The 21,167-nt window shown below is 45.6% G+C and carries 16 protein-coding genes and 1 other RNA gene; 11 read left to right on the forward strand and 6 right to left on the reverse strand.

Annotated features, from left to right (window positions below; translation table 11 throughout):
• The first annotated feature begins 141 nt into the window (after positions 1–141).
• The gene (locus LAJ61_RS00905) at positions 142–486 is read left to right on the forward strand and encodes a YbeD family protein (RefSeq protein WP_224054120.1); all 345 of its coding nucleotides are present in this window, start codon (positions 142–144) and stop codon (positions 484–486) included.
• 120 nt (positions 487–606) lie between these two features.
• Here LAJ61_RS00905 and LAJ61_RS00910 read toward each other — a convergent pair whose 3' ends face one another.
• Positions 607–3,027 carry a hypothetical protein gene (locus LAJ61_RS00910; RefSeq protein ID WP_224054121.1) on the reverse strand — a complete coding sequence of 807 codons (2,421 nt, stop codon included), beginning with the start codon at positions 3,025–3,027 and terminating at the stop codon, positions 607–609.
• A gap of 214 nt (positions 3,028–3,241) precedes the next feature.
• On the opposite strand from LAJ61_RS00910, the gene LAJ61_RS00915 reads away from it, so the two are divergent.
• From LAJ61_RS00915 to LAJ61_RS00940, 6 genes are all read left to right on the forward strand, one after another.
• Positions 3,242–4,147, forward strand: a complete 906-nt coding sequence (locus LAJ61_RS00915; protein WP_224054122.1) for an ATP-binding protein — start codon at positions 3,242–3,244, stop codon at positions 4,145–4,147.
• Between the two features lies 1 nt (position 4,148).
• Entirely contained in the window at positions 4,149–5,498 is a 1,350-nt protein-coding gene (locus tag LAJ61_RS00920; RefSeq protein ID WP_224054123.1) for a DUF2868 domain-containing protein, read from the forward strand.
• Between the two features lie 2 nt (positions 5,499–5,500).
• The gene (locus LAJ61_RS00925; protein WP_224054124.1) at positions 5,501–6,058 is read left to right on the forward strand and encodes a hypothetical protein; all 558 of its coding nucleotides are present in this window, start codon (positions 5,501–5,503) and stop codon (positions 6,056–6,058) included.
• Positions 6,059–6,090: 32 nt separating this feature from the next.
• Positions 6,091–7,653 (forward strand): DUF3482 domain-containing protein, encoded by a 1,563-nt coding sequence (locus tag LAJ61_RS00930; protein WP_224054125.1) that lies wholly within the window; start codon positions 6,091–6,093, stop codon positions 7,651–7,653.
• 176 nt (positions 7,654–7,829) lie between these two features.
• Positions 7,830–8,528: a VIT1/CCC1 transporter family protein gene (locus LAJ61_RS00935; RefSeq protein WP_160001558.1), complete on the forward strand. Its 699-nt coding sequence runs from the start codon at positions 7,830–7,832 to the stop codon at positions 8,526–8,528.
• A 215-nt stretch (positions 8,529–8,743) separates the two neighbouring features.
• Complete coding sequence (locus LAJ61_RS00940) at positions 8,744–10,237, forward strand: alanine/glycine:cation symporter family protein (protein WP_224054126.1); 1,494 nt, start codon at positions 8,744–8,746, stop codon at positions 10,235–10,237.
• 88 nt (positions 10,238–10,325) lie between these two features.
• Here LAJ61_RS00940 and LAJ61_RS00945 read toward each other — a convergent pair whose 3' ends face one another.
• The gene (locus LAJ61_RS00945) at positions 10,326–11,492 is read right to left on the reverse strand and encodes an MFS transporter (protein ID WP_224054769.1); all 1,167 of its coding nucleotides are present in this window, start codon (positions 11,490–11,492) and stop codon (positions 10,326–10,328) included.
• 474 nt (positions 11,493–11,966) lie between these two features.
• Here LAJ61_RS00945 and LAJ61_RS00950 point away from each other — a divergent pair, with 474 nt between their 5' ends.
• Positions 11,967–12,986, forward strand: coding sequence for an alpha/beta hydrolase (locus LAJ61_RS00950; protein ID WP_224054127.1), 1,020 nt, complete (start codon positions 11,967–11,969; stop codon positions 12,984–12,986).
• Between the two features lie 23 nt (positions 12,987–13,009).
• Complete coding sequence (locus LAJ61_RS00955) at positions 13,010–13,453, forward strand: hemerythrin domain-containing protein (protein WP_224054128.1); 444 nt, start codon at positions 13,010–13,012, stop codon at positions 13,451–13,453.
• Between the two features lie 70 nt (positions 13,454–13,523).
• Here LAJ61_RS00955 and LAJ61_RS00960 read toward each other — a convergent pair whose 3' ends face one another.
• Positions 13,524–15,839, reverse strand: coding sequence for a DEAD/DEAH box helicase (locus LAJ61_RS00960; RefSeq protein WP_409034974.1), 2,316 nt, complete (start codon positions 15,837–15,839; stop codon positions 13,524–13,526).
• A 530-nt stretch (positions 15,840–16,369) separates the two neighbouring features.
• An RNA gene (gene ffs, locus LAJ61_RS00965) (signal recognition particle sRNA small type) lies at positions 16,370–16,466 on the reverse strand.
• A gap of 314 nt (positions 16,467–16,780) precedes the next feature.
• Between ffs and LAJ61_RS00970 the strand changes: the two genes are divergently transcribed.
• Complete coding sequence (locus tag LAJ61_RS00970; protein ID WP_224054129.1) at positions 16,781–17,572, forward strand: SIMPL domain-containing protein; 792 nt, start codon at positions 16,781–16,783, stop codon at positions 17,570–17,572.
• Between the two features lie 74 nt (positions 17,573–17,646).
• Here LAJ61_RS00970 and pal read toward each other — a convergent pair whose 3' ends face one another.
• Together pal and LAJ61_RS00980 are read right to left on the reverse strand one after the other, a co-directional pair.
• Positions 17,647–18,165 (reverse strand): peptidoglycan-associated lipoprotein Pal, encoded by a 519-nt coding sequence (pal, locus tag LAJ61_RS00975; protein ID WP_100270164.1) that lies wholly within the window; start codon positions 18,163–18,165, stop codon positions 17,647–17,649.
• A 274-nt stretch (positions 18,166–18,439) separates the two neighbouring features.
• Positions 18,440–19,015 (reverse strand): DUF6231 family protein, encoded by a 576-nt coding sequence (locus LAJ61_RS00980; RefSeq protein WP_224054130.1) that lies wholly within the window; start codon positions 19,013–19,015, stop codon positions 18,440–18,442.
• Positions 19,016–19,231: 216 nt separating this feature from the next.
• Between LAJ61_RS00980 and ilvD the strand changes: the two genes are divergently transcribed.
• Positions 19,232–21,133: a dihydroxy-acid dehydratase gene (ilvD, locus tag LAJ61_RS00985; protein WP_224054131.1), complete on the forward strand. Its 1,902-nt coding sequence runs from the start codon at positions 19,232–19,234 to the stop codon at positions 21,131–21,133.
• Positions 21,134–21,167: the final 34 nt, after the last annotated feature.

Raw genomic sequence — 21,167 nt, forward strand, 5'->3', positions numbered from 1 at the left:
ATAAATGTGGCTTTTTATGAATGGGGTTATGGATAGGTTTATGAATGGCGCTTTTTTCAACGCCAAACCCCAACGTCTTGAAATTATCGGTTTTACCCTCATTTAGACCCTAAAGAAATTTATACAACCTTAGGTGATGCTATGAACGATAAAACAATTACGCTTAATAACTTAGAAGCTGCTGCATGTAGTACGCGAGCGGCGAAACCTACGGATATCCAGCACCCAGAATTGTGGAATTTTCCCATGGATTATCCGCTTAGCATCATCGGTCATGAGGGTCACAAAGAGACGCTACTCGATGAAGTAAAATTAATTTTGGGTAGTTTATTTCCTGAATTTGATTTGGCAAGTTTGACTATCAATCCATCGCGTACCGGTCGTTTCCACTCAGTACGTGCCAATGTGTATTTGACAGAAGCCGAGCAAGTCAATAGCTTGTATAAAATGCTGGATGAAGCGGCAAGTATTCGTACTGTATTATAAACCTGTCATGGTTAAAATGGCACGAGTGATTGACGTACAAAAAAGCGGGATACATCAGTTATCCCGCTTTTTTTATCTGTTTTATATAGGTCATCAGCAGTTGATACTTCGTTTGCCCGCTTATTGGCTCAAAAGTAACAACTGATAGGCAGCCTTGTAGGCATCATAATTAAAATCATAGCTCGCCTCAAAGTGAGGTTTGAGTTTTTCAATTAACTCATCATCCCCCTCATCAGATAGGCTGATATGCTTGGCTTGGGTCTGCATATCTTCGATAGCGATTTCGCCCAGTAATTGATTAAACTTATCGCGCGCCTGCTTTTGCTTGGCAATATCGGCAGCCGTCATGGGAACGGGTGCGGATGCAGCCGCGTCGCTTGATGCAGTATCAGCGTAGCTAGATTGCTGGCTCGCTGCCTGTTCTTGGGCGGTGGCTTTGTCTATTTTTGCACAGATTTTGGCAAGGCGGGTGCGTGATGTTTTATCAAGTTTATCTGTGTCCAACAGTAGCGAACAAGCTTGTTGTTCTTCGCTTTCCTCAACAACGTCTACTGCAGCTTCCGCCGCCACTGCAGCTGCGCTTTCTACATCGCTGGGTTTGTCGCTGATAGTTTGATACAACTGGCTAAAAATCTGGGCGTCAGATTTGCCTTGCGCTTTAAGTCTAGCAATTTGTTGCAAATATTGTTGATTGCGATAGGTTTTATCAACAATCCCTGCGATATGTTCGGCAAGCTCATCATCAACATACGTATCAACGTCTGTAATGGTATCTTGCTGACGGCTATCGGTATTCATGACCGCATAATTATCGGCTTGTATTTTTGCAAGTTTGGTTGCAGCGGCGTTTAGCGCCGCCATATCTATTTCGCTCAGGCTTGCTTCATCTTTTTGCAACACAAACTGGTAGGTATAAAGGGTGACAAACGTCTCGACAAACCCTTTGTTTTGTTTGAGTAGGCTATAGGACAAGGCTTCTAAATTCTTATCACTGTCAAAGGTTTTGGATTGTTTTGTCGCCGCCCATAAATTGTTATCTTTTGATGCTTGTTGCCAAGTGATTGCCTTGTTGAAGATATCAGGATTGACGCGGGCTTTGCCATAATCATAAAAGTTAACCACTGTACGCATTTGGGTCTTGGGCTGATTGGTTGTCGGCGTGGTTTTTTCAAATGCTGGCAAATCACTCATTGCCACCACATTGAGTAGTTGATTTTGGCGATTGAGTCCATAGCTGATACGGATGTCGTCATCCATTGAGATAAAACTGCTATTTGCCTCTTTGCTTATCTCAGCTTGCAGCGCTTTAAAGGCTTGCGGATTGGCGTCGATGATTTTTGCCAGTGCTACGGCACTGACCAATTTGTCTGATTGGTATTTGTCAAAGGCTGCTAAGGCTTTTGCAGTTTGACCCAATTCGTCACTGGTTGATTCTTCTGTGGTTGGCTCATCAGTGGTTGACTCGTCAGTGGCTGTTTGAGTCTCTAAACTGTCCATTGCCTCCGCAGCATCGGCACGGGCTGGGTCAGCAGCGCTGTCATCTGATTGCGCGCGCATTTTGTCAATGGCTTCATACAGGCGCATGGCGGATTCATACGCTTTTTCTTCAACGCTTGCCAACTCATGGCTGTCAAAGGCTTTTTTCATCAGATACCGTGGGCTAACAGCAAGGCTGCCAAGCTGCTTTAGTTCATCATCTTTGGCAAAATCGGCTGGATTGATGAATGATTTTAGGTAGCGCTTATTGACGTGGAAGAACAGCAAATACTCCGCTATCATTTGATTGTAGCCAATGCGGTAGCCAATGCGCTGGCTCACACCTTTGGCTTTATCTTCAGTAGTCAAAGCCAATGGCCGATAGTCGCTTTCTTTAGCAAGGGTGGCATTTAGCAGTGACATCTGTTCAAATACCTTGAATAAGGCTCTTTTATCTATCTTTTTATCTTTTAGCAGTTTGCTGTAGTCATACTCAATGTAGCGTCCATCATATTGCGGGTCGGTGGCAAACTCAGAGAGTCCCGATAAGTCAGCATATACTTTGGAGCGCGCAAAATCAGCCGCAAGCGGCACTTTAATAAACGCCCCTGCATTGTTCTGCACGTAGCGAAATTCAGGCACGATTGACATTTGCCCTCGGCGGAAATCTACCACACCTGTGGATGCAAACTCAAAGCGCTTGGTTAAAATATCCATCACTTGCCCCACTTCGCTTTGTTCACGGGTTTGGTGATTGACACCCTCTGTAACCAAGGCTTGTTGGCGAGCATCAAGGTGCTGCGCTGCGCTAAGTTGCCCGATAAGTTTTAAACGATTAGGGCTTGCAGCTAACGCTTGTGCGTTACGTAAGGGCGGGCGCACCACATTGACTCGATAGTCATAAGCATAGCTTTGGCGACTGAGCAAATTTTGGTTGGCTTGCAACACACGTTGAGACAGCGGTTGACTTGCGCTAGGCTGTGTAGCACAGCCATGAATCCCCAGCATGACAATGGCAAAAGTAAGAGGTTTTATACTAAAGGTGATGGCTTGTTGCGCATTCATTGAGCTTCCTTAACAAATTTTATTATAGAGCCTATCTTTATAACTGAATTGATTTTTTTTGTAAACAAAAAGCCAGTGTTATGCTGCAAGGTTTACAAAGATAATGGGTAATCTAACGGAGTTTTGCTATCATACGGATTAAATACCGCAAAATTGCTTAAAAACTACTCATTTAAAAACCAATCACTTAAAAACCACTCAGAAGAACCCTTGTATGTCGCAACTCACTCTACCCGCTAATCTTAGTTTACCCGCTAATTTAGAACACTTACTCACTCAATTTTTACAGGCGCAGCTGCCCAAGCCCATACAGCTTGACCCCAGCGTGCTTGCCTACCGCTGGCAATCCAATAGCCGCACGGGCAGCGGTGAACTGGTGCCTTTAACCGTGGATTTGCGATTGACGTTGGATGATTTGCTTAGCATTGATGGGCAAAAGAATAAACTGGTTCAAAACACGCGCCAATATTTAGCAGGCTTACCTGCCAATCATGTACTCATGACAGGCACGCGTGGCGCAGGAAAATCCTCGCTCATTCGGGCATTGCTCAATCAATATAAAGCGGATGGTCTTCGTATTATCGAAGTGTCACGAGATGATTTGGTGATGTTAGAGCCGATTCGCCAAGCAGTACGTGACCTTCATACAACCCAGCCCAATCATGGCTGTCATTATGTGGTGTATTGTGATGACTTAGCGTTCAATGGGCAAGATGAGAATTATCGCACGCTCAAAAGCGTGCTCGATGGCGCGCTAGATAGCGAGCAAGATAAGCTACTGGTTTATGCAACCAGTAACCGCCGTCATCTATTGCCGCAACTGATGAAAGACAATGTGAGCATTTATAATGGGCAAACCGATGAAGTCAATCCGTATGAGACGATTGATGAAACCGTGTCATTGTCTGACCGCTTTGGGCTGTGGCTGTCGTTCCATCCGATGACCCAGCCTGTGTATTTGGATATTTGTGCGCATTATTTGGCGCAAGCAAGTTTGCCCTTTGATGAGGAAGCAAAAGCCGCTGCCTTGCGCTTTGCCAGTGAACGCGGCGGACGCTCTGGGCGCGTGGCTTATCAGTTTAGTCGGTATTTTATTGGGATGAAAGGGTTGGAAAATTAACATGTACACATCTCAAGACCAACTGACCGAGCTGGTGCGCAGGCTGGAAGAAAAACAGCATATTTTTGCCGCTGACCCTATCCTTATCACTGAAAAACTGCAACATGAATCAGGCGAACCGCTGAGCAAATTGCGCCGCCGTGCCACACGTATTGATAATGACGGCAAACTTGCGCAGCTACTCACCACCATTGACACCCGCATCAATGGCGTGATTTGGGGATTGACTGTGCTATGGTTTATTTTGGGCTTTGTCGCGTTATTTGGTTTGATGCAAGCGCAGGTGGTGAACTTTTTTTATGTGCTAGCCAGTTTATTAGGGTTTAATACCATTATCTTAGTGGTTTGGCTCGGTTGGATGCTATTCTCACCGCGCAACAAACCCAGTTTTTTTGGTACTTTTTTTACTCCGGCAGCCCTAGTGCGTGGCAAAGATGTTGTCACCCAAACGGCGGTCGAACTGTATCAAGACCAGCTCAATCACGCTGGCACCAAATGGTACGTCAGTCGTATCAGCCACCAGTTTTGGTTAGCAAGCCTATCGGGAATGTTGGTCTCATTAATTCTATTATTATTGGTCAAAAATTATAATTTTGTGTGGGAATCAACCTTACTGCAAGACAGCAACGTGGTGGAAGTGGTCAAGCTGATGTCTTGGCTCCCCCACTGGGTAGGCTTTCCTACGCCGACGGCGCAAGATATTATCACCGCGCAAATGAATCCTGAAACCACGCCACAGATGATTTCGTTTCGCTGGGCGATGTTATTAATCGGTAGCCTACTGATGTACGGTATCGTGCCGCGTTTGCTCGCATGGCTATGTTGTCTGATGATGGTACGCTCAAGCCGTATGAAGCTTGATGTCAAACAGCCGTACTATCAAAAAATTATCGATTTTTGGCAGCGCAAAGTGATTGACCCCGATGACAGCCCTGCTGAGCAAAAACCTATCGCACCCACTGCCCAAATCAGCCTAGCCAATAAACTCGCCGTGTTACTCGAATACCCGCACGCCAACCCGCAATGGTATGCCAAAACCGTCGGCATGGCTGCGCAAAACTTTGGTCGTATCGATGATCGTGATGACTTAGAAAAACTGATTGCCTACCTTCAAAGCAACCCTGTTCAAGTACTCGTCGGTATCTCCAATCTCGCACTCCCCGACCGTGGCACCTTGAGAAAACTCGATAATATCGCAAGCGCGGCAAAAGGCGGTATGATTGTACAACTGCTCGATGCCAATCAAGGCTACCTGCCAAGTCCGAGCGAAATTGAAACCATCAAAGCCCGTCAACTACAATGGGAAACCGCGTTGGCAGAACGCCAAATTGCCCTAGTAAGAGAAAATTAACCATGAATGCCACAATCAGCTATGCCGATGTGATTAATAGCATTGCCCAAACTGCTGCACAGCTTACGCTCGCAGCGCAAAGCGCTTTTGTGCAAAATCTCCTCCGTCAATTTGCTCAAAATCTACCAGCCGATTGGCTTGACAATGAACTCGACAGTGAAAAACCGCATTATCAAGCCCTGTTTGACATCATAAACACTCAAACTTGGCAAACCGATAGCATCGAACAGGCGCTAAATGCGCTCGATGACATCATGTTTGCTATGGGCGATAGCTATCCACACAGCACCAGTGATGCGATTTTGCTGATGCTTGATATGCTGGGGTTTTATCTATCTTTGACCGCCATGGAAGAAAAATCTGCAGTGAGTGATGGTTGGGTGATTTTAACCGCTGAAGGCTATTTGGATTATTACGACCAACTGGCAGAAGATAGTAGCGAAAACACCGACGATGTTGCCCATAGTTTTGATGATTGGCTGGCACATCCACTGACCCAAACTGCCTTCAATCACGTCACCCATGCCTTAGAACTTGCCAAAAGAACTTGCCAAAAATAGCTCGCGCTGAATACATAAAGGTTAACAAAATAATGGATAACAAAGACATAACCACCCAAGAAAAATTGACAATTGATTTAACCAAAGATTATTTGCCAGCGAATACCACCTTGCCAGCGAAGGTGGTTGACAGTGCGACCCATCCAAGCGCGGATATCGCTACGCAGCCAATCAACCATCCATTAGCCCAAATTGAACAAACCCCCTATCCCAGCCGCAAAATCAGCATTGGCGAAAATGAAGCGTTAAAATTGGCGGTGGTGGGTCATACCAATACCGGTAAAACTTCGCTACTACGCACCCTGTTGCGTGATATGTACTTTGGCGAAGTCAAAAATGCGCCTGCCACTACCCGCCATGTGGAAAAAGCCATGATCAATGACAGCCAAACGGGGCAAGGCTTGGTGGCACTGTATGACACGCCAGGTCTAGAAGATGCATCAGGGCTACTTGATTGGTTAGAAGACAACACCGCTGCCCGCCGTGACGGTGTGGAGCGGTTACAGCAATTTTTGGCAAGTGCGCCTGCGCAAGACGAGTTTAGCCAAGAAGCCAAGGTCATTCGTCAGCTGATTGCCAGTGACATGGCCGTGTATGTGATTGATGCGCGTGAGCCTGTGTTCGGCAAATATAAAGATGAGTTGACGGTGCTGTCATGGTCAGCCATCCCCGTCATGCCCGTATTTAACTTTACCAAGGGTCAAGATAGCAATATCAATGAGTGGCAGCAGATGCTAGCGCGCCGCAACTTACATGTATCTACGCGGTTTGACTCAGTGGCGTTTGAATTTGATGATGAAATCAAACTGTGGCAAAACTTAGAAACCATGCTGATACAACCCGAGATTATCAAACAGCTAATTGAGCGTCGCAAAGCCGACTGGGATGATTTGTACGATGATGCCAATATTATCATTGCGCACTTTTTATTAAACGTTGCCGCCTTTGTTGAAACCATTCATGAGGAAGATGATCCGCTGCCTACCTTGCAAAAAATGCAAGAGAAAGTACGCCAAGCTGAACGCAGTATGCAAGATGAACTGCTAAACCTGTATAAATTTTATGACAATACCGTCACCACCACACCGCTTGAACTGACTGAATATCGCCGCGATCCGTTCGATAAAGAGGTATTAGCCAGTTATGGGATTCGTACTACAGGCGGTGCAGCGGCAGGCGCGCTGATTGGACTGGGTATCGATGTCGCCACCCTTGGCACATCACTGGGGCTAGGTACGGCACTCGGTGGTTTGGCAGGTGGCTTACTATCAAACACTAGCGCGATTGCTGACAAAATCAGTGGCGTCAAACGTCTGTACATAGACCCTGCTACCCTGACCTTACTGGCGACTCGAGCAATGGATTTGCTGACTGCACTACGCCATCGCGGTCATGCGGCGACTGATAGCATCATGGCGAACCAATCGCTCGCGCCTTGGTCAGTTGATAGATTGCCAAGTTTGCTCAAAAAAGCGCGTGGTAAGCCCGAATGGTCATCGCTTAACACAGGTAGACAAGCCACTGTGTCTGCCAAGCAGTCGCATGAGCTGCGCGATGAGGCGGCTTGGCAATTATCACGCCAACTAAGACGCTGACTTATCAATAAATATACAAGCATGATAAAAGACTTGGTTGGGCACCATTTATCTAGCCTCGTTAAGCGTATTATTTGTTAAGCCCATTATAAGAATTTATTAAGCTAATTTTGTTATGTTTACCTTTTAATCTATCTTTTAATCTATGGCAATTTTTTGTTTTTGAGGGCAAGACCATGTATTCAGCACATCATGAACCGCATTTTAGTAATCGCAACAACTGGCTACGCGCAACCGTGCTCGGCGCCAACGATGGTTTGATTTCTACTGCCAGTCTATTGATGGGGGTTGCGGCAGCGCAAGTGGACAGTCACACCTTGCTGTTGACAGGGGTGGCATCGCTGATTGCTGGTGCAATTAGTATGGCAGCGGGCGAATATGTCTCCGTCTCTTCGCAAGCCGACACCGAAAAAGCCGACTTGGCAAAAGAAGCCTATGAACTTGAGCACAATTCAGACCGCGAGCTAAAAGAACTGACGCATATTTATGTTCAGCGTGGCTTAACGCCTGTTATGGCACATGATGTTGCGGTAGCACTCACTGCTCACAATGCCCTAGAAGCGCATGCACGCGATGAAATTGGACTTACCGATACCGCGTCCGCCAATCCACTACAGGCAGCCGTGGCATCGGCTTTATCCTTCATCACAGGGGCGCTGCTACCGGTGCTGTGTATTTGGCTGTTACCAAAGCAATATTTGGTCGGCGGTTTGGGCACAGTGACCTTGATAGGATTAGCATTTTTGGGCTGGTTATCGGCATATTTGGGGGGTGCCAAAATTTTCCCTGCCATTGTACGGGTGGTCATTTGGGGCGTTGTTGCGTTGGTTACTACCAACCTTATCGGTGGAATGTTTGGGGTAAAAACAGGTTAGTCAATCACTTTTTATCGCATTATTTATCGCTAATTTTTATCATTACCATTTGCAAAACCAATTTTTTCTTATAAGATAAGGAAACTGTAATAATTCAGCAAGTTTATAGAAACTATTATTGAGTGATAGATTATCGTTTCTATAAATTAAACAGTTGGCAAATAGTCAAAAATCCTATGGGATTTTAGCTTTCTACGGTAGTGGGAGATAAGGTTATGCAAGATTTTGTCAATGCGATTAATGATTGGGTATGGAGTCCCGCATTAATCTATCTATGTTTATTGGTTGGTTTATATTTTTCAATTCGTGGTCGTTTTTTACAAGTGCGCCATTTTGGTCGCATGATTCGATTGCTGATGGACGGCAAAAGCACCGACCAAGGTGTGTCTTCATTCCAAGCACTCGCTATGTCACTCGCAGGTCGTGTGGGTACAGGCAATATTGCTGGTGTGGCAACGGCGATTACTTTTGGTGGCCCTGGTGCATTATTTTGGATGTGGATGGTAGCGTTCTTGGGTGCAAGTACCGCATTCGTTGAGTCAACGCTTGCGCAGATTTACAAAGAACGTGATGATAAAGGCTTTTTTATCGGTGGTCCAGCCTATTATTTTGAAAAAGCGCTGGGTCAAAAATGGTATGCGGTGTTATTTGCGATATCGGCAATCGCCGCTTGTGGTTTATTGTTACCAGGCGTACAGGCCAATTCGATTGCTGAAGCGATGAATAATTCACTGGGTATCGCACCTAGCGTTTCAGCCGCGGTAATTGCGGCACTACTTGGCTTTATCATCTTTGGTGGTGTCAAACGTATTGCCTCCTCGGCGGAGTTGATTGTACCTTTTATGGCACTTGCCTACATCATCGTGGCGATTGTTATCATCATCATGCACATCGGTCAATTACCTGAAGTGCTAGCGTTGATTTTCCGCTCTGCGTTTGGTATGGATTCTACGTTTGGTGCTGTGTTGGGTCTTGCCATCCAATGGGGTGTGAAACGTGGCGTTTACTCAAATGAAGCAGGTCAAGGTACAGGTCCTCACCCATCGGCAGCCGCTGATGTGTCACACCCAGCCAAACAAGGCTTAGTACAAGCATTTTCAGTATATGTCGATACGCTATTTGTTTGTTCGGCGACAGGTTTCATGCTAATCATTACTGGCATGTACAATGTACAAGACCCTGCCAACAAAGAAGCCTTCTTGTATCAAGGGGTTAAAGGTGTTGCCGCAGGTCCAGGTTACGTTCAAACTGCGATGGAAAACATCATGCCGGGTTTTGGCTCAGTGTTTGTGGCGATTGCTCTATTCTTCTTTGCCTTCACTACCATCATGGCTTACTACTATATTGCAGAAACCAATATCCGTTATCTCACTCGTACCATGAAGCTAAATTGGGCAATCCCTGTACTCAAAGTAGTGATTTTATTTGTGGTAATTTATAGCTGCTTAAAAACCGCCGACTTGGCATGGGCACTGGGTGACTTGGGCGTTGGTTTGATGGCATGGCTAAACATCATTGGTATCTTATTCTTGCAAAAACCTGCGTTTGCTGCACTGCGCGATTATGAAGCACAGGTCAAACAAGGCAAAGATCCGATCTATGATGCGCGCGCCAATGGTGTACACAATGCGCCAATTTGGGATGAAATTTCAGCCAAATACCGTAAAGAATTTGGTGAACATCCCAACCATGATCGCTTTGTACCCTAATTTTAATATGTGACTGCTTTAATGCGTTCACTTGACAGCCGTTAAAAAATAAGCCCCATTGATTGGGGTTTATTTTTGTGATGAATGATTATCTTTTGATTGGGATTTTAATTAACCCAAAAAACGCAATCAGTAACGCGATGACTTGTACAGCCAGCAGCGTATAGACTGTATATAGCCATTTGCCTTGTGCATATGCCAGACCACACGCCCACGCACCGATACTACCACCGATATAATACGCCATATAATATAAACCTGACGCCAGCGACCGCCCTTCTTTGACATTCACCGCGATATAAGTAATGGTCGCCGATTGGGTAATAAATACCCCGGTTGACATCACTGCAAGCGCTACAATCACCAAAGAGATAGGCGCAGCCAGTGTCATCAGCACACCCATCATCGAAATCATCACGGCCACGCGCACCATACGCGCAGCGCCGTATTTGGCAATTAAACTACTTGCAATCGGTGTGACCACGACCCCAATCAAATACACCGCAAAAATGTTAGCAAGCCCTGCACTCGATAGATGATAGGGTGCGTCTGCCAAGTGCAAATTGACATAGGTAAAACAGCCCACTAATGAAAACAACACGCACGCGCCAAGCAGTCCTGCGGTCACCACATAACGGTTGCGCACATGTTTACTCAGCATGTGCAGCGCCGATGTAAAATTTGGGTTGGCATGAAAATGACGTGAGCGCGGTAATAACCAAGCCACCAAGGCAGCGCCTAGCACCGTCAACATGCCCATGAACACAAAGCCTTTTTCCCAGCCGATAAGCTCTTCTAAATGCCCCAAGATAAAGCGCCCTAAAAATCCCCCAAATACCGTACCTGAGACATAGTAGGACATCATTTTTGCCATCTCTTTGCCTGCGTACTCTTCCCCGACATAGGCAATCGTCACCACTGTAATGCCAGGTACCGCCAACCCTTGCATAAATCGCCAAATAACGATGCTAGAGAGTGAATCAGACAGCCCAATCATCATCGTGGGTATGGCCATAAAGGCAATGGATGCCACAATGATATTTTTACGACCCACGGCATCGGACAACATCCCCATAAACGGTGACATGATGGCAATGGCAATCACTGTCGCCCCAACTGTCATGCCCACTTGCGTTTCAGTCGCTGAGAATGCTTGCATTATAATTGGCAAAATCGCTTGAATCGAATAAACCTGCAAAAATGCAAACGCGCCAATCATGCCAATCATGATTTTGACTATCAATGAGGGTGGCATTGTCGGTGGTTTAGCATTCGGTTGTTGAGAGGGCGGTTGATTTTGCGGTTGGCTATGGGGTGGTTTGCAGCTAGTTAAGTTACTGGATATTAGTGTGTGAGTATCAGTATCGGTGTCAGTGGAATGATTGGAAGAATCCAAATGCCCAGTGGCATATTGTGGTTGAGACGTCATAGGTGACCTTTTTACAGAGTAGTGCCCGTCAAAGAAATGCCTATACTAGCACTAAAGCGTGCTATTTATTGTTAAAAGAAGTTTAACCTTAAGCTGTAATTTTCAAGCCAATCACGTGAATTAAAGGTATTCGCAAGCCCTTCAATGCCAAATTTGGCACCCTAGAGTGTAATATTTTTAACACATGGCTGTTTGTCAAAACATCAGTATTTTTCAAAACATAACTACCCAGCCATGACAAAATTGCAGTAATATTTAGCACATTGTGGAAGTTAACCTTAAAATCAATAGGATTGAATTATGCCGGAGAATTTAAAACAGCCAATGCCCGCTGCCATGCAAGCGTATTTGACACAGTTGCATCAAGTGATTGTTCCGTCTCTGTTAGCGCAAGGTGTTAAGCCCAATGCCATCAACGCACGTGAAGCGTTAGCCAATTTGACAACCGCATTTGTCACTGACGCACCCAATATGGCAAAAATCATCGATACGGTGTTGGTGACGCCAAGCAATTTTCGGGGTTACAACGTACCACTTAGGCTATTTGTACCGAGTAACTGCCCCATGCCAAATGAACAAGCAACGTCTGACGTGCCGGTAATGGTGTATTTTCATGGCGGTGGTGGCATGGCAGGTAGCGTCACTGTGTATGATAAACTCTATAAAAAATTGGCCGAAGCCACAGGCTGTGTGGTGGTAGCGCCCGAATATCGCCTTGCGCCAGAAAATCGTTACCCTGCCGCGATTGATGACGCCAATGCGATTTTAACGCATTTAACGGCGACCCTACAGCAAGTCGGTTATGCCTGTAACGGCAAGCTTATCATAGCAGGTGATAGCGCTGGCGGGGCGATTACTGCTAGCTTGGTGCAAGATTGGCTTGCCAACCGTGTGAGCACAGACTTAGCTATCACCCATCAAATTTTGATTTATGCCAGTCTAGACTACACCATGTCACAGCCCTCGATTGAGGAAAATGGCACGGGTTATTTACTAGAATCCAGCAAAATCCGCTGGTATTTTGACAATTATTTTTCAGCATATGATGACCGTGAACTCATCTCACCGTTTTGGACTGATATGGCTACCCTACTGCATCATTCGCCGTATCAAGCCCCAAGCACACTGCACCTAACGGCTGGTTATTGCCCGCTGCGTGATGAAGATATCGGCTATCATGACGTATTACAAGCCGCAGGCGCGCCATCCCAACTCGTCCATTTTGCCGATATGCCGCACGCGTTTTTGAATATGGAAAATCTGTGCCCAGAGCAATGTAAAGCTTTATACCAAAAAATTGGTGAATTCTGCCAAGCTTAACTTTTAACTTCTAAGGAATAAATATGCAACGTGCTGAACAACTTCGCCCCCTATCACGACAACATCACTTGGGACTCAATCTTGGCTTAAAAGCCGGTCAATTTCCTATGTCATCTTCTGAAGCAGACATCCAAGACCAATGGCAAAAAATAACCGCTTTTATCCGTGATGAACTTACTGCGCATTTTGGGGTGGAAGAAGACTATTTGGTGAAACCTTTAATGACTTACCACAAAGATAATCCACAAGTGATAGAGTTAAGTGAGCAACTGACGGCTCAACACGAAGAATTAAAACGATTAGCCGATAAAGCCAAACCGACTATTGAAGATTTACGCGATTTGGGCGATGCCTTATACGAGCATATTCGCTTTGAAGAGCGTGAAGTTTTTCCATTGGCTCAAGAGTTACTTACCTCTGAGCAGCTTGACGCTATTTATACCCAATCAGGCGATGATGTTAAATAGTTTTAAGTTTCATGAAAAACACTCATAAAAAAAGCACCCAGTTAGGTGCTTTTTTTAGATTTACGAAAACTTATAGCGGTTTGCCTGTGCTATTGCGGCGGCTACGTTTTGGGGCATCCCAACCATCTTGTTTGCCAGCCGGTTTAGCGGATGGCTTGCTTGATGAAGCATAACGGTCAGACGATGACTTAAATCCTTCCGATCTTGACGATTTACCGGCAAATGGTTTATCTGATTTTTTGAAACCCTCAGATTTAAACCCGTTTGAGCGTGAATCGCCAGCACGTTGACCATCTTTTGCCGGATACGGTCTGTCGCTACGTTTTTTAAGCGGTTGACCAAAGGTTTCTTCTACGATTGGACGTGGCTTTCGAGCGCGGTCATCGCCACGAAACTCGCTAGAGCGGTCGGTCTTTTTGGCAAAAGGTTTGTCACCAAAACGGTCATTTTTTTCAAAGCGGTTAGGACGCTCGCCATGACGCTCACTGCTGTTACGGTCCGTGTTGTTACGTGGTTTATCACCTTGATAGCCTTTAAAGCCATCTTTGTTAAAGCTACGGTTATCATCGCGGCGACGATCTGCATACTCACCTTGGCGAGGCTCACGATTGCCTTGGCGTGAATCACGGTCAAAATTTGGTTTGTCCGATGATTTAGCGGCGCGGTGAAAATCGCCCTGACGGTTATCTGAATCGCGGTGACGACGCGGCGCACTCGCATCATCACGCCCAAAACGACTATCGCTGTTGCCTTGGTGACCTTTGTCAAAACGCTCACGTTTTTCAAAACGTGCCGAACTATCGTTGCTCGCTGATTTACCATAACGTTCTTGGTTGTCAAAACGTGGCTTGTCCGCAAAACGACGCTCGCTTGAAGGTCTCTCGCTTGAACCACCAAAACGTTGTGAGCGACTGCCACGGTCATCACGACCGCCACGGCTATCACTGCCGCTGCGACCACGACCGCGACCATCACGACCATTAGGCTTACCACGACCTTCAAATTTTTCCACAAAACGCGGTTCTAAGCCTTCAACTTGCGCTTCATTGATATCACGTTTTAGGTAACGGGCGATATTGCCAAATTGACGACGGTCATCGCGGCTACATAGGTTGATGGCAATACCGGTACGACCGGCACGACCTGAGCGACCGATACGATGCACATAATCTTCTACTTGGCGCGGTAAATCATAGTTAAATACATGGGTAATGTTGGGTAAATCAAGACCACGCGCTGCCACGTCTGTTGCTACCACGATGTCAAATTTGCCACTGCGTAGATCTGAGACGATACGATTACGCTTGCTTTGCGGCAAGTCACCATGCAGATAACAGGCTTTGTGTTCCCATTGTTGTAGGCGCTCAGCGACTTCTTCACTGCTGCGTTTGGTCGCGGTAAAGATAATCGCTTGACCACGCTCTGGGTCACAGATCAGGTGCTCTAATAATTTATTTTTGTGGTCAAAGTTGTCACAGAAGTACACTTTTTCATCAATGTGTGCGGTTTCAACTTTGATGTTGATACGCTCTGGGTCTTTGGTAAAGCTTTCAGCGATTTTACCGACTGGACCATCCCATGTCGCAGATGACATGATGGTTTGGCGATGCGCGGGTGTGGCTTCCAAAATCGCATTGATGTCATCGGCAAAGCCCATGTCTAGCATACGGTCTGCTTCATCAAGTACCAACATAGTCAAATCAGAGAGATTCACACGCTGGGCATTGATATGATCTAGCAAACGACCCGGCGTCGCCACGATGATTTGCACGCCTTTTTTTAGCGCACGGATTTGACCACTGTATGCCGCACCGCCCACAAGTGGCACACTGTACAAATCTTTCATGGCTGAGCCATATTTGCGGATGCTGTCTTGAACTTGGTTAGCCAGCTCACGCGTCGGTGTCAAAATCAACGCTTGTACGACTTTTGGCTGTTGGCGACCACGTTTGCCACTTGCGGTTTTTTCTGCCGCTTTTTCTTTGGCTTGTAGTTCACTTAATTGATGCAAAATTGGTAATACAAACGCGGCAGTTTTACCACTACCTGTTTGTGCGGATAATAGCAAATCACGACCCGCTAATGCAGCAGGAATCGCGCGCGCTTGGATAGGCGTTGGTGTGATATAACCCGTTGCCACAATACTTTTTAGTAATGAACCTGAAATACCTAGTGCGGTAAAACCATTTTCGCTAGGGTTAGCATCGTCAGACGTTGGCGCATCCGTTGCTACAGTATCAGTCGCTACAACATCCGTTGTCGCAGTTGCTTCTGTGTCATCAACTGGGGTGTTGTCAGTAGGCTGATTGCTGTTGGCTTGGCTATGGCTAAAAAAATTATCGATTGAGTTATCAGTAAAATCTGTGGTTGAATTAAAATCAGTCATGTAAGTCCTTAAAAAATAAGTTAATCAAAGTGTCGGTGGTAACCTTGATTGAAAACACGCAACAAGCAAAAGCCCTCAAGCTGACTGCACTTTCAAAATGGATAAGCAAAATGAATAGGCAAAATTATCAGCTATCATTAATCACAAATATCGTGTTAATCGCTTTAAAGCATTGTAATCGTGTCTGTAAGACTTATTTTTTTCACTATAAAAATAGCGACAAAACCTACTGTCAGACTTATCAAAACTTTTGAAACAGTAAAACCATCAAAAAGTTCGTATCGCGGCACTCACAAGAATGCTTAAAAAAATACAATGCTAAATATTAGGTTATCATCGGAAGATTATCAGCGCTTATAATGGCGCGCTTGATATATAGGCAGATGGATAAGCTAGATTAATTGGAAAATTGACGTTGCTCTTAGCGTTTAGGTAGCGTATATGAGTCATTATTGGTCAGTTTTCTTTCGCAATTAAAAAACTTACCAAGTGAAATAGGTATCAAAAACACCTACTTAAAAAAGTGATAACCCCACTAGCACATCTTCGGCACACTGGCTGGCTGCTACCGTTGCTACCTTCCGGTCCTGGCGGGGTTCACAGCAGCTAGTTGCGAAGCTACCAATGGGGTTACCGAAGCGGTATTCTAGAGAATTTGGCGACCAAATGCAAACTATTTTTATCATATACACCAAATTTTTGTATTTATTTCACTTTTTCACACGCTAAACCATCACAGCAAGCAACATTTGGGTAAATTTTTGTCCACCTTTTTACCCTTTTTCTACAATTCTTGCGCTGCAAATGTTACAAAATATTTTATAATGCCCATTCAGCAACATATTGAATGAACTAAATAGCAGTTTAATCAGCAACAGATTCATGCCAACCCATCTAAAGAAGCACTAGAAAAAACTAGGAAAAAAACAATAGGAAACACTATGACACAATTAAGCACCGTAACTAACAATCATCCCAATCATACAGTGACCAAAGGTATTGCAGCCAGCTTGCTTGCTATGGCGACACTATTACCTTTTACCAGTGTTTCAGCCGCTACCTACCCTGTGAACCCATCCCCTGCGAACCCATCAATGACCAATACTTTAAACTACGGCTTGCTTAATTTTGCTGCCTCAGCGAGTAAAAAAGTCAGCAATGATCAAATCAATGCTACCCTTAGCAAAACTGTGCAAAACAAATCAAGCAGTGAGTTGGCTAATCAAATCGCTACCACCTTGAACCAAGCGGTTGCCATTGCCAAAAAATACCCACAAGTGCAAGTGAGTACGGGCAACCAAAGCACCTATCCGCAATATGACAAAAACCAAAAAATCATTGGTTGGACGGGGACTGCAAGCTTGAATTTAAAAAGCACCGACACAGTCGCCGCGAGCAAATTGATTGCCGAATTGCAAAGTTTTATGACGCTTGATGGATTAGACTTTAGTGTGTCCGATGCCGCGCGCAAAGCCACCGAGCAAGAATTGATGATAGAAGCTTCCAAAAACTTCCAGCGCCAAGCGCAAACGCTGCTGCCTGTGTGGGGCGCAAAAGGCTATCAGTTAGTCTCGTTGGATTTTAGTCAAGGGGGCGATTATCGTGCACCGCGCGCGTATGGCAGTGTAATGATGCTAGAGGCCACCAGTGCCAAAGTCGCTGACCAAAACTTCCAAGCGGGCGATAGCACCATTACGGTCACTGCCAACGGTACCGTACAACTGGTAAAATAGGTCGATTTTAACCACAAAAAAAACCTGTTGAATCAACAGGTTTTTTTGTTTGTCTTTTACTCACTAAGAAATACTTAGTAAGAAATTTCTGCACGGCGGTTTTTTGCCCATGCTGATTCGTCATGACCGGGATCGGCAGGTTGATCTTCACCATAGCTGATGGCTTCCATGCGTGAAGCTGATACCCCTGACGTAGCTAAGTAGGCCTGTGCGGCTTGGGCACGGCGCTCACCCAATGCCAAATTGTATTCACGGCTACCACGCTCATCGGTGTGACCCGCAATGGCGACACGGGCGCTTGGATTGGCTTGTAAGAATTGCGCTTGTTGATTTAACACGGCTTGATCTTGAGCGTCGAGTTCACTGCTATCAAAGTCAAAATACACCACATTGGGATTCCCGCCCGCGGCGGTGATGACTGATGTTGAGTTTGTTACCACAGCGCCACCGTTATAGTAGCCTACGCCACCGGGCACGCCCATCGGCGCAACCACTACTTCAGACGTGCCAGTACGTTTGGCAGAACACCCTGTTAAGGCGATGGTTGCCATCATCGCAGCAGTGCTTACTACTTTTAGCATCGTTAATTTCATAGTCTTTCCTCAAAAATTATTATTTAACGCGTTTACCTATTTTGTTTGTTACTTTTCGATAGAGTAAATCAATCTCGCGCTTTTTGTAAACAGTGTTACTGTAAATTTTAACCAACTTTTTCTCAAAGCTCTCAAAGCTCTCAAAGCAGTTTAATTTTTGGATTAAACAAGTAGCTTAAAAAAATTTACCGCTTATAAGATAAGTGATAACAACACAAACTGTCTAAAATAGTAATTTCTAAAACAGCGCTGTCTAAAGTTGTGTCTACAGCCGCTACCAGCGAAACTTATTCCATAATTCAGGGTTTGCCCAAAACTTACTATTAAACCAATCTGGCAAATATTTATAGTCAAACAGATTAAATTGCCATACTTGGTAGCTGGTTATATGGTGATCTTGGTCATGCTCCACAATCGGCTGCTCATGTAATCGGCTAAAGCCAAAGCTCGCCACATCCACACCTGTTGCTGGCTCGGATAAGTTTTGCACCACCAAACAATGCTTGGCAAACAAGTCGCGACAGCGCTGAATGATTTGGGTATCGATAGCGCTATCGTTTGATAATATTATCACTGCCAAGTCATAGCGCTTGGCAAATCGATGCGCGATAAACTGTTGATAATCAAACGCTTCCCAACTTACGGCTTGATCAATGGCTTGAATTTGGCTAAAAACCGACTGCCTGTCATTACCAATAATCAGCCCAGTGAACGGTTGATTTGTTGATGCGGCATTTTTATCTTTGCTTAAATCGTGTTTGCTCAAATCATGTTTGCTTAGACTATCTTTACTTAAAAATGCCAGACTTTGTCGGACGACATCAGTAATGCTTAAGGTGAGATTGGTCAAAATAAAATCCTTTTGATGAGTTTTTATTAGATACTGTTGATAGATACTGCTGAGTGATAGCCGTGATATAGCAATGATAAGGATGGCTAATATGCCATTCTTTAAAACCAATTATAACTATCTATCATGAGCCATGACTAGCCCTTTTGGTCGAGACAGAGTACACTAAGTGCTAAATTTATCACTTGTATTGACTGTTAGAAATAAGGAACAACCATGCCACAATATCGCTCAAAAACCTCCACCTCTGGCCGCAATATGGCGGGTGCACGCGCACTTTGGCGTGCAACGGGTATGACAGATGAGGACTTTAATAAACCGATTATCGCGATTGCTAACTCGTTTACCCAGTTTGTACCCGGTCACGTACACCTAAAAGACTTGGGTCAGCTGGTTGCCCGTGAGATTGAAGCGGCAGGTGGTGTTGCCAAAGAATTTAACACCATTGCGGTGGATGATGGTATCGCCATGGGTCACTTGGGTATGCTTTATAGCTTGCCCAGCCGTGATTTAATTGCTGATAGCGTGGAATATATGGTCAATGCCCACTGCGCCGATGCGCTGGTTTGTATCTCCAATTGCGACAAAATCACCCCTGGTATGCTGATGGCAGCGATGCGCCTCAATATCCCAACGATTTTTGTGTCGGGCGGTCCCATGGAAGCGGGCAAAGTATTGGCATCCACCTTGGGGGATGGACATACCACCCATGAAACCGTGATGAATGAATTGGGTGAAAAAATTCGCAAACTTGACCTAGTCGACGCCATGATTGATGCAGCAGATGACTTGATTAGTGACGAAGATGTGGCACAAACCGAGCGCTCTGCTTGCCCAACCTGTGGCTCATGCTCAGGTATGTTCACCGCCAACTCGATGAACTGTTTGACCGAAGCCTTAGGCTTATCCCTGCCTGGTAATGGCTCGTTACTTGCCACTCACGCCAAACGTAAAGATTTATTCTTAGAAGCAGGTCGCCGTATCGTAGCACTTGCCAAACGTTATTATGAGCAAGATGACGCCAACGTATTGCCACGCTCAATTGCGACCAAAGCAGCATTTGAAAACGCCATGAGCCTTGATATCGCCATGGGCGGCTCAACCAATACGATTCTACATTTGCTTGCCGCTGCCCATGAAGCCCAAGTAGATTTTAAAATGGCGGATATTGACCGTTTAAGCCGCCGTGTGCCTTGCCTATCGAAAGTTGCCCCTGCGACGCAAAAATACCATATGGAAGACGTGCACCGTGCTGGGGGTGTGATGGCAATTTTAGCCGAGCTTGATCGCGCAAAACTACTGCAAACCGATGTCCCTACCGTTCATAGTGCTTCACTTAAAGCAGCGCTGAGTCAATGGGATATCATGAATCCTGATAATACCGAGGCACGTGAGCGTTATATTGCAGCCCCAGGTGGGGTACGCACCACGCAAGCCTTTAGCCAAAACAATGCGTGGTCAAATCTTGATGTCAATCGCGAATCTGGCTGTATCCGCAGCAAAGAATTTGCCTACTCACAAGACGGTGGTTTGGCGGTATTGTTTGGTAATATCGCTGAACGTGGCTGTGTGGTCAAAACAGCGGGCGTGGATGACAGCATCCTAAAATTTACCGGTCGTGCCCGTGTGTTTGAAAGTCAAGACGATGCCGTGGCTGCCATCTTGGCAGACCAAATTGTCGCAGGTGACATCGTGGTGATTCGCTATGAAGGTCCAAAAGGCGGTCCTGGTATGCAAGAGATGTTGTATCCGACCTCTTACCTAAAATCAAAAGGTCTGGGTAAAGCCTGTGCGCTACTTACTGATGGTCGTTTTTCAGGGGGTACGTCAGGTTTATCCATCGGTCACGTCAGCCCAGAAGCCGCTGAAGGCGGTACCATCGGTTTGGTCAATGAAGGCGATACCATCGAGATTGATATCCCTAATCGCTCGATTCATTTGGCGGTTGATTTTGCCGAACTTGAAAAACGCCGAGAAGCGATGGTGAGCCGTGGCAACCAAGCTTGGAAACCTGTCAATCGTGAGCGCCAAGTTTCAGCTGCCTTGCGGGCGTATGCAGCGATGACAACCAGCGCGGATACCGGCGCGGTGCGTGATGTCAGTCAAGTAGAGCGCTAATTTTTTACTCCAAACTACATTACTATTAAAAAAA

The organism is Faucicola osloensis (genome assembly GCF_020041925.1).
In the GTDB taxonomy this organism is placed as follows: Bacteria; Pseudomonadota; Gammaproteobacteria; order Pseudomonadales; family Moraxellaceae; genus Faucicola; species Faucicola osloensis_D.